The following is a 13262-nucleotide window of genomic DNA, read 5'->3' as shown; positions in this document are numbered from 1 at the left end:
GATGACGATGCCCGACGCGAGACAGAGCAAGCGCACGGCGGCGCCGGCCGACCGAGCCGGCCGCAAGGAAGACGCCCTGATGGTCAATTCGGTGGAGAAGGCGTTCCGCGTGCTCTCGGCCTTCGGCCGCCAGCACCAGACGCTGAACCTGTCGCAGGTCGCCTCGGAAACCGGGATGGATGTCAGCGCGGCCCAGCGCTTCACCCATACGCTCGCCAAGCTCGGCTATCTCCGCAAGGACTCGCAGACCAAACGCTTCGAGCTGACTGCGAAGACGCTAGATCTCGGCTATCATTTCGTTCGCAGCAGCCGCCTCCTCGACCGGGCGATGCCCTATCTCATGCATCTCAGCAAGGAGACCGAGGAGACAGTGAACCTCACCGTGCGCGAGGAGACCGAGATCATCTTCGTCTCGCGTTTCCTCAGCCGGCACGTTCTCAACACCGACGTCATCATCGGCACGCGGATGCCGGCCTATGCCACGGCGCCGGGCATCGCGATGCTTTCGCGCCTGCCGGAGGACGAGGCGATGGCGATCATCGAAGGCTCCGACCGGCGCGCGCATACGCCCTCGACGACATGGCAGCGTGAGGCGTTGCGCGAGAAGCTGCGCCAGTCGGCTGCCCAGGGCTACGCCACCGCCTTCGAGGAGGTCTATATCGGCGATGCCTCGATCGCCGCACCGGTCGTCGACCACCAGGGCCGGCCGGAAGCGGCCGTCAACATCGCGACCTCCACCTCACGCTACAGCCATGAGGAGGTTGTCTCGCGCTTTTCCTCCCTGGTGATCGCCGCCGCCCACGCCATCTCGCGCGTCTGAAAAAAAGAGGCGGATGCCCTTGACAGGGGGCGGCTCGACTTATCAGAATCCGAAAACTTATATCGCATTGCAATAAATAGAGATCGCATGGAACGCTCGCAGGCGCAGTTCCGCCGTGTGGCTCGCCGCAGTGGCCCGCCGATAACCCTCAGCTTCGATGGCAAATCGATCCATGCGACCGGAGGCGACAGCGTCCTTGCCGCGCTTCTGGAGAACGGCGCCCACGCTCGCCGGCTGGAATTCGGAGCCGAGCCGCGCGCCGGCTTCTGCCTGATGGGCGCCTGCCAGGATTGCTGGGTCTGGAGTGCGGCCGGTGGCCGGATTAGGGCATGCACCACGCCCGTCAGCGAAGGCTTGGAGCTCTTCGCCGAACCGCAGGGCATGGCCCACTCCAATGACTGAGATCGTCATCGTCGGAGCCGGACCAGCCGGGATCAGCGCCGCCGAACTGCTCGTCGCGAACGGGCTGAAGCCCATCCTGATCGACGAAGGGGCCCGCGCCGGCGGACAGGGCTATCGCCGTCCGGCCGACGACCTCGCGCTCGACATGACCAGGCTGATGGGCTCGGAGGCCGGCCGCTATGCGGCTCTGCATAAGCGGTTCGGCGCCTTGCACTCCCAGATCGACTATCGGCCCCAGACTCTGGTCTGGGCGATTGACGGCAAGCACCTGCACCTGCTGCGCGACGGCCGCGCCGAGACGCTCGATTGCGACAGGCTGCTCATCGCAAGCGGCGCGATGGACCGGATTGCGCCCCTGCCGGGCTGGACCAAGCCCGGCGTGTTCACGCTCGGCGGGGCGCAGGCCGCACTCAAGGACCAGGGCTGCCTAATCGGCAGCCGCGTCGCCTTTCTCGGCTCATCGCCCCTACTTGCGCTGGCGGCGAAGCAATACCGCGCGATGGGCGCCGAGATCGCGGTGATCGCCGATACGACCGCATTCTCCGCCAAGCTCGCGGCGATGCCCGCCCTCCTCGGGGCGCCGCGCACATTGCTGCGCGGGCTCTTGTACATGGCGGCGGCTTTGCGCGCGGGCATTCCGACGCTGCACGGCGTGACGCCGGTAGCCGTGGAGGGGGACGGCCGTGTCGAGGCGCTCGTCCTGCGCGATAACAGTGGGCGCGAGCCGCGCTTCGCTTGTGATGCGATCGCGCTGGGCTATGGCCTGAAGCCCGAGACGCAGCTTGCCGATCTCGCCGGGGCGGAATTTGCCTATGATCCGGATTTCCGGCTGTTCCTGCCGAAGATCGACGGTTTCGGCCGCGCGCGCCCCGGCCTTTACCTTGCTGGCGACGGTGTGCGGATCGGCGGGGCCGATGCCGCCGAGGCGAGCGGGGCACTCGCAGCCCATGCCATCCTCGCCGATCTCGGGCGAACACAGGATATCGCGGCGATCCGACTTCTGGCGCGGCGGGTCGCGCGGCTGCGCGATTTCCAGCGTGGGCTGGCGCGCGCCTTCGCCTGGCCGAGGGAGCAGATCGCCGCCCTGCCCGATCCGGTCACGCTCTGCCGCTGCGAGAACGTCACGGTCGGTGAGGTGCGCTCCGCGATGGCGAAGGCGCTCGGTCCGGTCGAGGTCAACCGCGTCAAGGCGATAACACGCTGCGGCATGGGGCGCTGCCAGGGCCGCGTCTGCGGGCCGGCCTTGCAGGAGATCGTCGCGGCCGGAACCGAACAGGGGGGCGAAGCCGCCGGTCGCCTGCGGGGCCAGGCTCCGGTCAAGCCGATCGCGCTCGCCGCCGCGGGAGAACCTACATGAGCACGCAAACGACCGATGTCACGATCGTCGGCGGCGGGCTGATCGGCGCCTGGACCGCCTTCTTCCTTGCCCGGCGCGGCCAGCGCGTGACGCTGATCGAGAAGGGCGCCGTCGGAGAGCAATCGAGCGGCGTCAATTTTGGGAATCTGCGCCTCCAGGGGCGTTTTCCCGGCCAGTATCCGCTATCGCTGCGCTCTCAGGCGCTATGGGAGGATTTCGACGCGCTGATCGGCGAGGATTGCGAATTCGAGCAGACCGGCCATCTCTACCTCGCCTATGACGAGGAGGAGCACGCAAAGCTCGAAGGCTATGCCAAGGTATCGGAATCCTACGGCCTCGCGATCGAGCGGGTCGGCCCAGCTGAGTTGCGCCGGCGCTGGCCCTGGCTGAGCGAACGCGCCGTCGCAGCCACCTTCTCCGCCCGCGACGCCACCGCAAATCCAAGGCTGGCGACGCCGACCGTGGCAAGAGCTGCTGCGAGACAAGGCGCCATCATTCGGGAGAACACGCGTGTCGTGGCCGTTGACCGCGAGGGCAACGGCTTTGCGCTGATGCTGGCCGACGGAAGCCGGATAAGCTGCGGCGCGCTGGTCAACTGTGCTGGCGCCTGGGCGCCTGAGATCGCGGAGCGCTTCGGTGAGACCGCGCCGGTCTTTGCAGCCGGGCCGCCGCAATTCGTAACCGAGCCTTTTCCCTATCGGATCGAACCCTCGGTGCAGGCGATCGACGGCTCGGTGATCTTCCGCCAGATCCCGCGCGGCAACATCATCCTCGCCGGCTATCCGCGCACCGCGGCCGATCCGCAGGCGAACCACGCGCCGGTGCCCCCAGTGAAAACGCTGGCGGCAATGCGCGGGCTTGCCCGCGTCGCGCCGATGCTGGCGCAATGCCATGTCATCCGAGTTTGGTCCGGCATCGAGGCCTATCTGCCCGACATGATCCCGGTGATCGGCTCGAGCGGAACGACGCCCGGGCTGTTCCACGCTTTCGGCTTCTGCGGCCACGGTTTCCAGATCGGCCCCGGCGTCGGACTTTGCCTAAGCGAGATGATTCTCGACGGCGAAACGCCCACGCCGCTTGACCCGTTCTCTATCATGCGCTTCCGCAAGGCCCCGACCGTCAGCGAGAAATTCCGCAAGGAATTCGATTGACCGACGCAATTCTGTTTACCTCACCGTTCCTTGGCGATGCACTCCAAGTGCGCCATTTGCGGACATTAGGTGCTTGCCGGGAAGCGGACGCTTCCGCCACCTCTATTTTACGACGAGCGGGCACTTGCTCTCGGATAGCGGCCAGACCGTCTTTCTCCGGCGCGACCTGGCGCTATCGATCGACAGACTCGACGTCTGGAAGGAGGAGTTTCCAGCCTTCGATGGGCATGTGATCGAGGCAAAATATGCAAGGCTCGCCGGCCGCGAGCTCGACCCGAGCCAGGCGGACGCCTGGAACGGGATCAGGGGGATGGTGGCTCGCCTCGAGGCGGCCGAAGCGGTCGTGCTGTCGACGCCGATGTGGAACCTGAGCATTTCATATCGCCTGAAACATTGGATCGATCTCATCACACAGCCGGGTCTCAGTTTTGTCTTCGACCCTGCAACTGGCTACACGCCGCTCATTCGGCAGAGGCCGCTCGCGATCATCCTTTCCAGCGCCGGGGACTTTTCCAGTGGCCAAAGCTACGGCAGGCCGGACCTCGCCAGCAGCTATTGAAAGCCGCCCTCAGGTTTATTGGTCTCGATGGTGCGGAGATCATCTCGGTCGCGCCAAGTGCCGCGCCGCCGGAACGCGTTTCGGACGCACGAAAAGTCGCCGCCGAACGCCTGGCTTGTCTGGCCGAGACGTTTCTGAGGAACGCACCATGACGCCGGCTCTCGGATGGACCCTACTGGTGCTTTCAGGGATCACTGACGTTGCCTGGGCCGTGGCAACCAAGCGGTCGAACGGCTTCACGGATATCGCGTGGAGCGCGATCTCGCTCGTCCTGCTGGCGCTATTCATCGGCATGTTGGCGAAAGCGCTGGTGGTTCTTCCGCTTGGCACAGCATATGCCGTATGGACCGGCATAGGTGCCCTAGGATCGCTGGTCGTGGGCATTCTTTTTCTCGGAGAGCCAGCAACAACATTGCGGCTGGTTTTCGTGGGCGTCACGGCGGTCGGGATTGCCGGACTGGAGCTTTCCGGTTGATAGGCATCATTGCCGCAACGCCGGCCAAGTTCACCTTCTCGCTCGCCGAGGGCGAGTTTCACATCGCACCTGCTCCGGATGTCCTTGATGCCCGAAACCTCAGTGTTGATCCTGTTCGTTTTCGCGTCCCTGGCGCTCATCATGACGCCGGGGCCGGACATGGCGCTGACTCTGACGCGCGGCGTGACGCAAGGGTTTCGAGCCGCAGCGCTGAGTGTTGCGGGTAGTTGGGCTTCGGGACTGGTCCAGATACCGATTGTCGTGCTGGGCTTGGCCGCCGTTTTCCAGCAGTCCCCTCTGCTCTTCGCCGCAGTCAAGTTCGCGGGAGCGATTTATCTTGGGTACCTCGGCGGCCGCGCGCTTTGGCGTTGCTATCGACCGCCGAATCCCACAGCGCTGCAGAGGGCATCCTCCCCGAAGGCCATCTTTTGGCAGGGCTTCTTCACCAACCTGCTCAACCCCAAGGTCTTCCTCTTCATCACGGCCTTTCTACCCCAGTTCGCTGATCCCGTGACCGGCCCGATCTGGCTCCAGCTTCTGATCCTCGCCTCGATCTCGAAAACGCTCGGCTTCATCGTTAGCTTGGCGCTTGCTGGGGGGGCGTCGAAGATCAGAGGCTGGCTAGCTAAAAACGGGTGGTTTCAGCGCGTGCAGGAGGGCGTACTCGGGTTTGTGATGCTCTCGATCGCAATGACTCTGATTTTCGGCCGAGACGGTCCGCGGCCGGTAACGGTCGGGTGAAGAAACGCGCCATAAGCTGACGTCGCCGCTTGTCCCGAGAGCGGACGCCCGTGGTTCTGACGCGAGATGTCGACTCTAGAGCCCATGGCCTAACGGAGCTTGGCGATACCGATGCCGTCGAGCTTTGCGCGATCCTTTACGGACTCTTCGCTACGGGTCATTGCTTTCGCAATCGCCTTCAGCGCCATGCCCTTTCCGGCGAGCAATTTCAGCTTCTGAAGCTCTTCGGAGGTCCAGGGTTGGCGGTGCCGTTCAAATCGCTCAGTCACAATTCACTCTTTCAGCGTGCAGAGAACTTGAGAACCGATCAATAGCAGCAATGCCCCGAATTTGACCGTTTTGCACCAGGGTCAACTACCAGCTTGCGCCAGAAGCCGACCTTGACTGACCACCCGCAAGCGGACATCCGCAGGCCAGATGCCGCGATCACAACTTCGTCCTGGAGGCCGCCGAAGATGCGCGCCCGTAGTTCCCGTCGCGCTGGAGCCCCCGCAGAACGCGAACTCGACTACCTCCCCGAAGACCTGATTGAACCTCATCAATGTCGTGCCAGGCTAGGCCGGCCGTGATACCTAGGGTTGCGGTAGCAGTCCGTCGTTGGCCTCTCGGGAGAGTACCATGGACGACACGCCTCACGCCGCTTCGAGCCTTGCGCCGCCGGCGGTACCGCAGGAGCTTCCCCCACATGTCACCCTGATCCAGATGGCGACGGCCGCTTGGGTTTCGCGGCTGGTCTACGCAGCGGCGAGGCTGGACCTGGCCGACCACTTGGCCACCGGCCCTCGCAGTGCCGAGGACCTGGCCGGCCCGCTCGGGCTCCATTCGCCCTCTCTGCATCGCTTTCTGCGCTGCCTCGCCAGCCTAGGCGTGTTCGCCGAGCTGGACGGCCAGCGCTTTGCCCTGACGGAGCTGGGGCAGGCGCTGAAGACGGGCGCGCCCGGTTCGGCGCGGGCCACCATCCTCACCATCGGCAGCCCCTGGTTCGCGGGGGCTTTCGACGAAATCGTCTATTCGCTGCAGACCGGCAAGACCGCATTCGAGAAGGCGCAGGGCGCGCCGGTCTTCGACTATCTCGGCCGGCATCCGGACGAGGCCTCGATGTTTAGCGAGACGATGATCGGCTTCCATGGCCGCGAGCCGCCCGCTGTCGCAGAGGCTTATGATTTTGCGGCCTTCGGCACCGTCGTCGACGTAGGAGGCGCCAGCGGTAACCTGCTGGCGGCGATCCTGGCGCGGTACCAGGGGCCGCGCGGCATCCTGTTCGACCGACCCCATGTGGTGGCCGACGCGCCGGCCCTGCTGGCGGAATGGCGCGTGCGGGAGCGCGTGGCGATCGAGGCAGGCGACTTCTTCGAGAAGGTTCCCGCTGGCGGCGACGCTTATGTGCTGTCCCACGTCATCCACGACTGGAGCGAGGAGCAGTGCCTCACCATCCTCGGCCATGTCCGCAAGGCAATGCAGCCCGACGGGCGGCTGCTGCTGGTGGAGATGGTACTGCCCGACGGCGACGCGCCCCATCCCGGCAAGGTGCTCGATATGGTGATGCTGGTGCTGCCCGGCGGCCAGGAGCGAACGGAGGAGGAATATCGCCAGCTCCTCGCCAAGGCCGGCTTCCGCCTGACGCGGGTGATCCCCACCAGTTCCGATGTGAGCGTCGTCGAAGCGATGCAGGCGGCGTAACCGGGAATGCGCTTGATTAGTGAGCGCCTTTGATTGCCAGTGCTTCCGTCCAGCTGATCCGGAAGATCGTGCGCTTGGTGAAACAGCCTATCATTACGGCCCGGAGAAATGATTTTTCGAGTATATCTTCTCGCTGCGCCTCATCGGCCGCCGCGTCAACCTCCACCCGGTCTGGATGATGTTTGCGCTGTTCGCCTTTGGATGGTTGTTCGGGTTCGTGGGCGTTCTGTTGGCGATTCTCGCTGCATCGCTAGGTGTGATCCTGCGGTTCGCCAGGCGGCAGTCGCTGGCAGGTATAGGGGTCCGCCGGCACCGAGAGGTCCGGTGTGAGTGTTATTCAGCACTTGAAGCGTAACCTCTCCCCATGAGCCGGTGGATGGTTTGGCCGAGGTAGCTGTTGCCACTACACGCAATTGGCCTTTCCCGGCGGCCGCATTGGGGGGCAGCTTCGCCGAATGGAATTACGGAAAGCGGACCTTCCAAAGCTCAGCCCGGGGCCAAAACCGCCCGTCCTTATACAGCGTAGAAGTGCGCCAAAGCGGAACTTGGCATAGCTCCCAGAGCCGAACGTTCGCATGCCGACGTGCAGCGTCGCGAGCTCGCAGCTCCGGCCGCCTCTCCCCTACGATCCTGAAGCAGCAGGCGGCTTGAAATCGATCCTCCGAGATCCGATCGAGCTCTGCGCATGCAGTTGCTCTTTCTTGTCTATGCCAAGGTACAGGTCCGTCTGGCGATCTATCGAGAGCAGACGTCGGAGGGGCCAGTAGAGATCCAAGCGCTCAACGAGAACAATTCCCCTCACTCCTGTGCTGTCATCCCGCTCCGAGATCACGCGAGTGCTCGATGATGAGCGCACTTTCGGCGAGAGGTGATTGATGAAAGCGCTCTTGACTTGCGAGCTGATGCTCCCTCGAGGCCGCGCCGCTGCCGCAACGGTCGTCATCATGGTGGCGCTCAACGGCATCTTCCTGACCGCGAACGGCCTTTTCATGCTTATCGCGCCGCTGGCTTGGTACGAGATGGTCCCGGGCGTGACTGATACCGGCTTCTTCAACCAGCACTTCATTCGCGACATCGGGATGATCCAGATGTTCCTCGGCGTGGCGTTCGGTCTCGGGCTGTTCGCGCCGGAGCGTCGCGTTGGACTATGGGCAGCCGCGACGTCCTGGCTTTGCACGCACGCGCTCTTCCATTTTTGGGAGGTTGCCGTCGGAATCTGCTCGCCTGCTGTCATTCCGCGGGACTTTCCGGCGGTGACGCTGCCGGCGCTTCTCGGACTGGCGCTGACGCTCTGGGCAATGCGGAATTCCTTGCCGATAAGTCGGAGCCTCTCCCTGGCCGCCACTGCCCAGCCGCCTGCCTGCGCCTCCTCCTGTCTTCGACGCCGACGTCTGGATTGATCGGCGAATTCGTCGGCCAAGCCACTCCAGGCGCGAGCTTGCGCTGGCTGCTCTGACCCTACCGACAAACCCGGAGAACGCATATGAAACCGAGTGTCTTCGCTCTGGCGGCAGCCGCCGCACTGCTCACCACGCCCATGCGACCAGCGCAAGCAGCACCTCGCACCAAGCCGATCGTCATTCTGGTGCACGGTGCCTTCGCCGAATCCGCGAGCTGGAATGCGGTGATCGCCCGGCTCAACAAGGCAGGCTACGAAACGATCGCGGCTGCCAATCCACTACGCAGCGTGAAGGGGGACGCGGCCGAAGTCGCGACGCTCATACGATCCATTTCTGGCCCGGTCGTTCTCGTCGGCCATTCCTATGGCGGGCCGGTGATCACAGAAGCTGCGAATGGGCAGGCGAATGTGAAGGCGCTCGTTTATGTGGCCGCGTTCGCGCCAGAGACGGGGGAATCCAGCCTGTCACTTTCGGGCAAGTTTCCGGGAAGCACTTTGGGAAGTGCGATCCAGGCGGTCGCGACGCTGGATGGCGGGCGCGATCTCTATATCAAACCGGAGAAATTCCGGATGCAGTTTGCAGCCGACGTTCCGAAGGGACAGGCTGCGTTGATGGCTGCCACGCAACGCCCCGTTGCCGAAGCAGCCCTGGCCGAGCCGTCGGGCGTGCCTTCGTGGAAGTCGCTGCCGTCATACATGATCTACGGGACCGGTGATCGGAACATTCCGCCGGCTGCTATGGATTTCATGGCGCAGCGCGCGCGGATGGTGAGGACCGTCGCCATCAACGGCGCGTCGCACGCCTTGATGATTTCGCACCCCGCAGAGGTCGTATCCATGATCGAGATGGCTGCGTCGTCACGATAGCCGAACAACGACCACGGCGATCAAATTGCGCGCGCGCGACCGAATTATGCGATAATCGCTTACCTGATTACGTATAGAACATATATTCGTTGCTTAAATCGACGATTGACAATGGCATATTAAGATGAATGAAATACGATAGCTTTCGTATAAATCAAATCAACCTATTATACGGAATAGGTAAACCTGTACTTAGGCCCGATATCTCGCATAACACCATCATTATAACCTCCTCAAGTCGTGATTTTAACGGCATCAATTAGGAGAGAACCATGAGCCAAGACGTCGCTTCACGCTCCGGACGACCGGGGACCGAGGAGCTGGTCCCCTCGCGCTATGCGGTGCGGGTCGGGGAAATTGATGTTCTGGTGGTCAGCGACGGGGTGCTGCCGCTCCCGACCAAGATGCTGGGGCATAACGTCGCCGAGACCGAGCGGGCCAGTTGGCTGAACGACATGTTCCTGCCATCCGACGCTTTCGACTGGGCGCTGAACGTGGTCCTGGTGCGCAGCGGCGAGCAGGTCATACTTATCGACGCCGGGTTGGGTCTTGATCCGGAACTAAACCTGCCGCGGGCCGGACAACTGGTTAAGCGCCTGGAGGCCGCCGGCATCGATCTCGGCTCCGTCACCGACGTGGTGCTAACCCACATGCACATGGACCATGTCGGCGGTCTCCTCGTCGAGGGAGTGAAGGACCGACTGCGCCCGGACCTGCGGATCCATGTGGCGGCTGCCGAGGTGAAGTTTTGGGAGGCACCCGACTTCACGCACGTCAACATGCCGGCGGGTTTCCCGGATGCCCTTCGTGCGGCCGCCAAGCGGTTCGCGCAAGAGTATCGCAGTCACCTGCGGCTGTTCGACGAGGAACGCGATGTCGCGCCAGGTGTCATCGTCCGCCGCACGGGCGGCCACACGCCCGGACACAGCGTGGTCCGTCTGTCCTCCGGCGGCGACCGACTGACGTTCGCCGGTGACGCCGTTTTCGCTGTCGGGTTCGAACATCCTGACTGGTATAACGGCTTCGAGCATGACCCCGAGGAAGCAGCCCGCGTTCGCCAGCGTCTTCTGACGGAGCTGGCGGGGACCGGCGAACAGCTCGTGGCCACCCACCTCCCGTTTCCGTCCGTCGGTCGGGTCGCGGTCGAGGGCAACGCCTTCCGCTGGGTGCCGGTCTTCTGGGACTATTGAATACCAGTCTGGCTCTCGGCCGAGCCTGGCTGCGCAGTTTCCAAAGCCATGTGGCTCGGCCCACAACCCGACCTCGTCGAGGTCGACACCCTAAGATTGATCGAACCGCGCGCCGAATCGGCGGCCGCGCAGGAGGCATCTCATGAAAATCGTCATTATCGGGGGCACGGGCCTGATCGGATCGAAGACCGCGGAGCGCCTGCACAAGCAGGGGCATGAGGTCATTGCGGCCGCCCCGAATACCGGAGTCAATACGATCACCGGGGAAGGCCTAGCCGAGGTGCTCAAGAACGCCGAGGTGGTGATCGACCTCGCGAACTCGCCCTCCTTCGAGGACAAAGCCGTACTCGAATTCTTCCAGACGTCCGGCAAGAACCTCATGGCGGCGGAGAGGGAAGCCGGCGTCAAGCACCACGTCGCGCTCTCGATCGTCGGCACGGACCGTCTGCCTGACAGCGGTTATCTCCGCGCCAAGGTCGCTCAGGAAGAGATCATCAAGAAATCCGGCATTCCCTATACGATCCTGCGGTCTACGCAGTTCATGGAATTCCTCGGCGGCATTGCCCAGGCCGGCACGTCGGGCGACACCGCCCGCTTGTCGACGGGCAATCTTCAGCCGATCGCGTCCGACGACGTCGCCGATTTCGTTGCTGAGGCGGCGCGGGCGGCGCCGGCCAACGGCATCATCGAAATCTCGGGCCCGGAACGCGCGCGCCTTTGCGATTTCGTCGCCCGCTACCTCAAGGCGATCGGAGATACCCGCACCGTCGTCGCCGATCCGGATGCTCGGTATTTCGGGACCAAGCTGGAGGCTGGCTCGCTCGTCTCCGACAACAATCCCCGCATCGGCCGGATCGACTTCGATCGCTGGTTCGCGACAGCTCCCCCGAAATAATGGCGCGTGGATGAGCCGATTTCGAAGCGGCTCATCCACCTTTATCGTGAAAGGACGATAGACATGATCAAGTCATTGGCGTGCCTCTTTGCGCTGACATCTCTTCTGTCGATTTCGGCATTCGCACATGACACGCCCGGAGGTGGCGAAGGTGCCAAGGTTACGTTGGTCTACGACCACGAGCTGCCTAACGTACCAGGCAAGGGCATGAGGGGCGTTCTCGTTGAATACGCTCCGGGCGGATTCTCGGATGGTCACACACACCCGGCTTCCGCTTTCATCTATGCAACCGTGCTCGAAGGGGCGATCCGCAGCCAGGTCAATGATGGCCCCGTCACGGTCTAAAAGGCCAGCGAGAGCTTCTCGGAATACCCAGGCGACCGTCACGGTGTCAGCGCAAACGCGAGCAAGACCCACCCGGCAAAACTGCTTGCCGTGTTCGTCGTCGATACCGCCCAGCAGGAACTGACCTTCCCGCTCAAGAAGTAGATTGCGACGCCGGACAGCCATCCGGCGCATCATCCCTCAGCATGACCTACCGCCAACGGAACTTCTTTCCATGCCCGGCGAAGACCACTTCCTGCCTTTGGTGCTGATCAACATCCTCGGAACCGCCGGAATCGTCGTGTGGCACGTTCAGGGCTGCGAACGTCCGACGGGTCGCCTGATCGTCCAGATCCTGTTCTTCATCGGCATGAGCATCGTGCTCTATACGGGCGGTATCGCTCCGCACCAAGCCGATGACGTCTATGCGGAGGGGCTGGCAGCGGTGCTTTCCAAGTCCGCCAGAATTCTCTGGTGGACCCATCTCGCCTGGACGATCATCGGCTTCATCCACATCTACGTCAGGCTTAATCGGAAGCCGCAGGAAGCGCACCTGATCCTGGATATGGCCGTCGCCGGCATCTATCTCGGTGTGGCGCTGTCGGTCCTGGGGTTCGTCTTCGGCCTGCCGATCGCCACCCTGGTTACGACCTCGGGCGTCGTCGCCTTGATCCTCGGCCTCGCATTGCAGAATACGCTAGGCGATGTCTTTTCCGGCATCGCGCTGACACTCGGCAAGGCCTATGCGATCGGCGACTGGGTCCAGTTGAGTGACGGCACTGCGGGCCGCGTCATGGAAACCAATTGGCGCTCGACCAACCTGCTGACCGGATTAAACAACATCGTCGTGCTGCCGAACAGCATGCTGGCAAAGCAAAGCCTGACCAGCTTGAGCCGCCCCGACGAGTCGCACCTCATAACACTAGGCGTGCGCTTCGCCGCGGGGCAAAGGCCGCGCATCGTCGAGGACGCGATGCGGACAGTGCTGGAAACCAGTACTCGCATCGTCAAGGATCCCCCGCCAGCCGTTGCCCTGAAGGCCATCGATGCGGCGGCCATCGAGGTGGAATTGCAGTTCCGTGTCGCGAGCCTCGCAACGGGGACATACGCCAAGAACGAGATCATCGACCTCATCCATGACCAATGCGGCGCGAGCGGTCTTTCGCTGGCGGGGCCTGCCTAGGAGTCTCCATTCTGGTGCCAAGGTGGATTGCGGCGCTCGTCCGCACGCCGTAGCGCGCAGCAACGGAACACTGGACGATCTCATTGCGAGTCATGGATTTCCATAAGTGCGGCCGAGGCGTCCTGGCGCTAGTTTCCACTGAGTTTGCCAGCCGGATGTTCGAAGACTGGTGCTAGATGATGCTGTGACGGTTTCCAGGTAATCCGTCTCCGGAAGGGC

General features: G+C 63.3%; 14 protein-coding genes and 2 pseudogenes. 15 read left to right on the top strand and 1 reads right to left on the bottom strand.

What is annotated here, in order from left to right; translation table 11 throughout:
• The first annotated feature begins 1 nt into the window (after position 1).
• From AC2FAN_RS26625 to AC2FAN_RS26595, 7 genes are all read left to right on the top strand, one after another.
• Complete coding sequence (locus AC2FAN_RS26625; RefSeq protein ID WP_485176993.1) at positions 2-820, top strand: IclR family transcriptional regulator; 819 nt, start codon at positions 2-4, stop codon at positions 818-820.
• An 87-nt stretch (positions 821-907) separates the two neighbouring features.
• A complete protein-coding gene (locus AC2FAN_RS26620) occupies positions 908-1222 on the top strand; it encodes a (2Fe-2S)-binding protein (protein ID WP_265055334.1) in 315 nt (104 codons plus the stop codon).
• Positions 1215-2579: an FAD/NAD(P)-dependent oxidoreductase gene (locus tag AC2FAN_RS26615; RefSeq protein WP_485176992.1), complete on the top strand. Its 1365-nt coding sequence runs from the start codon at positions 1215-1217 to the stop codon at positions 2577-2579. Before AC2FAN_RS26620 ends, AC2FAN_RS26615 begins: the two co-directional genes overlap by 8 nt.
• Positions 2576-3730 (top strand): NAD(P)/FAD-dependent oxidoreductase, encoded by a 1155-nt coding sequence (locus AC2FAN_RS26610; protein WP_265055336.1) that lies wholly within the window; start codon positions 2576-2578, stop codon positions 3728-3730. Before AC2FAN_RS26615 ends, AC2FAN_RS26610 begins: the two co-directional genes overlap by 4 nt.
• Before the next feature lie 124 nt (positions 3731-3854).
• Positions 3855-4289, top strand: a complete 435-nt coding sequence (locus AC2FAN_RS26605) for an NAD(P)H-dependent oxidoreductase (protein WP_485176991.1) — start codon at positions 3855-3857, stop codon at positions 4287-4289.
• A 148-nt stretch (positions 4290-4437) separates the two neighbouring features.
• Entirely contained in the window at positions 4438-4764 is a 327-nt protein-coding gene (locus tag AC2FAN_RS26600; protein ID WP_485176990.1) for a DMT family transporter, read from the top strand.
• An 87-nt stretch (positions 4765-4851) separates the two neighbouring features.
• Complete coding sequence (locus AC2FAN_RS26595) at positions 4852-5505, top strand: LysE family translocator (RefSeq protein WP_265055339.1); 654 nt, start codon at positions 4852-4854, stop codon at positions 5503-5505.
• Positions 5506-5594: 89 nt separating this feature from the next.
• Here AC2FAN_RS26595 and AC2FAN_RS26590 read toward each other — a convergent pair whose 3' ends face one another.
• A complete protein-coding gene (locus AC2FAN_RS26590; RefSeq protein ID WP_476807833.1) occupies positions 5595-5774 on the bottom strand; it encodes a hypothetical protein in 180 nt (59 codons plus the stop codon).
• 349 nt (positions 5775-6123) lie between these two features.
• On the opposite strand from AC2FAN_RS26590, the gene AC2FAN_RS26585 reads away from it, so the two are divergent.
• The 8 genes and pseudogenes from AC2FAN_RS26585 (at position 6124) to AC2FAN_RS26550 (ending at position 13043) form a co-directional block, all read left to right on the top strand.
• A complete protein-coding gene (locus tag AC2FAN_RS26585) occupies positions 6124-7185 on the top strand; it encodes an acetylserotonin O-methyltransferase (RefSeq protein ID WP_265055340.1) in 1062 nt (353 codons plus the stop codon).
• 124 nt (positions 7186-7309) lie between these two features.
• Positions 7310-7540: pseudogene (locus AC2FAN_RS26580) on the top strand (AI-2E family transporter); the annotation flags it as partial.
• A gap of 520 nt (positions 7541-8060) precedes the next feature.
• Entirely contained in the window at positions 8061-8585 is a 525-nt protein-coding gene (locus tag AC2FAN_RS26575; protein WP_320109593.1) for a hypothetical protein, read from the top strand.
• Between the two features lie 83 nt (positions 8586-8668).
• Positions 8669-9451, top strand: a complete 783-nt coding sequence (locus tag AC2FAN_RS26570; RefSeq protein WP_442865088.1) for an alpha/beta fold hydrolase — start codon at positions 8669-8671, stop codon at positions 9449-9451.
• Between the two features lie 272 nt (positions 9452-9723).
• Positions 9724-10641 carry an MBL fold metallo-hydrolase gene (locus tag AC2FAN_RS26565; protein ID WP_265055341.1) on the top strand — a complete coding sequence of 306 codons (918 nt, stop codon included), beginning with the start codon at positions 9724-9726 and terminating at the stop codon, positions 10639-10641.
• Positions 10642-10783: 142 nt separating this feature from the next.
• Entirely contained in the window at positions 10784-11536 is a 753-nt protein-coding gene (locus AC2FAN_RS26560; protein WP_265055342.1) for an SDR family oxidoreductase, read from the top strand.
• A 63-nt stretch (positions 11537-11599) separates the two neighbouring features.
• Positions 11600-12025, top strand: a pseudogene (locus tag AC2FAN_RS26555) (cupin domain-containing protein).
• A 70-nt stretch (positions 12026-12095) separates the two neighbouring features.
• A complete protein-coding gene (locus AC2FAN_RS26550; protein WP_265055343.1) occupies positions 12096-13043 on the top strand; it encodes a mechanosensitive ion channel family protein in 948 nt (315 codons plus the stop codon).
• The last annotated feature ends 219 nt before the right edge of the window (positions 13044-13262 follow it).

This window comes from Allobosea sp. RIT-PG3_2, assembly GCF_057321085.1.
This window is presented reverse-complemented; position numbering and strand designations above follow the sequence as displayed.

Coding starts and splice junctions, on each gene's coding strand:
- AC2FAN_RS26565 (WP_265055341.1), top strand. CDS start 9,724: ATGAGCCAAGACGTCGCTTCACGCTCCGGACGACCGGGGACCGAGGAG.
- AC2FAN_RS26615 (WP_485176992.1), top strand. CDS start 1,215: ATGACTGAGATCGTCATCGTCGGAGCCGGACCAGCCGGGATCAGCGCC.
- AC2FAN_RS26550 (WP_265055343.1), top strand. CDS start 12,096: ATGCCCGGCGAAGACCACTTCCTGCCTTTGGTGCTGATCAACATCCTC.
- AC2FAN_RS26595 (WP_265055339.1), top strand. CDS start 4,852: ATGCCCGAAACCTCAGTGTTGATCCTGTTCGTTTTCGCGTCCCTGGCG.
- AC2FAN_RS26560 (WP_265055342.1), top strand. CDS start 10,784: ATGAAAATCGTCATTATCGGGGGCACGGGCCTGATCGGATCGAAGACC.
- AC2FAN_RS26600 (WP_485176990.1), top strand. CDS start 4,438: ATGACGCCGGCTCTCGGATGGACCCTACTGGTGCTTTCAGGGATCACT.
- AC2FAN_RS26570 (WP_442865088.1), top strand. CDS start 8,669: ATGAAACCGAGTGTCTTCGCTCTGGCGGCAGCCGCCGCACTGCTCACC.
- AC2FAN_RS26610 (WP_265055336.1), top strand. CDS start 2,576: ATGAGCACGCAAACGACCGATGTCACGATCGTCGGCGGCGGGCTGATC.
- AC2FAN_RS26575 (WP_320109593.1), top strand. CDS start 8,061: ATGAAAGCGCTCTTGACTTGCGAGCTGATGCTCCCTCGAGGCCGCGCC.
- AC2FAN_RS26625 (WP_485176993.1), top strand. CDS start 2: ATGACGATGCCCGACGCGAGACAGAGCAAGCGCACGGCGGCGCCGGCC.
- AC2FAN_RS26620 (WP_265055334.1), top strand. CDS start 908: ATGGAACGCTCGCAGGCGCAGTTCCGCCGTGTGGCTCGCCGCAGTGGC.
- AC2FAN_RS26585 (WP_265055340.1), top strand. CDS start 6,124: ATGGACGACACGCCTCACGCCGCTTCGAGCCTTGCGCCGCCGGCGGTA.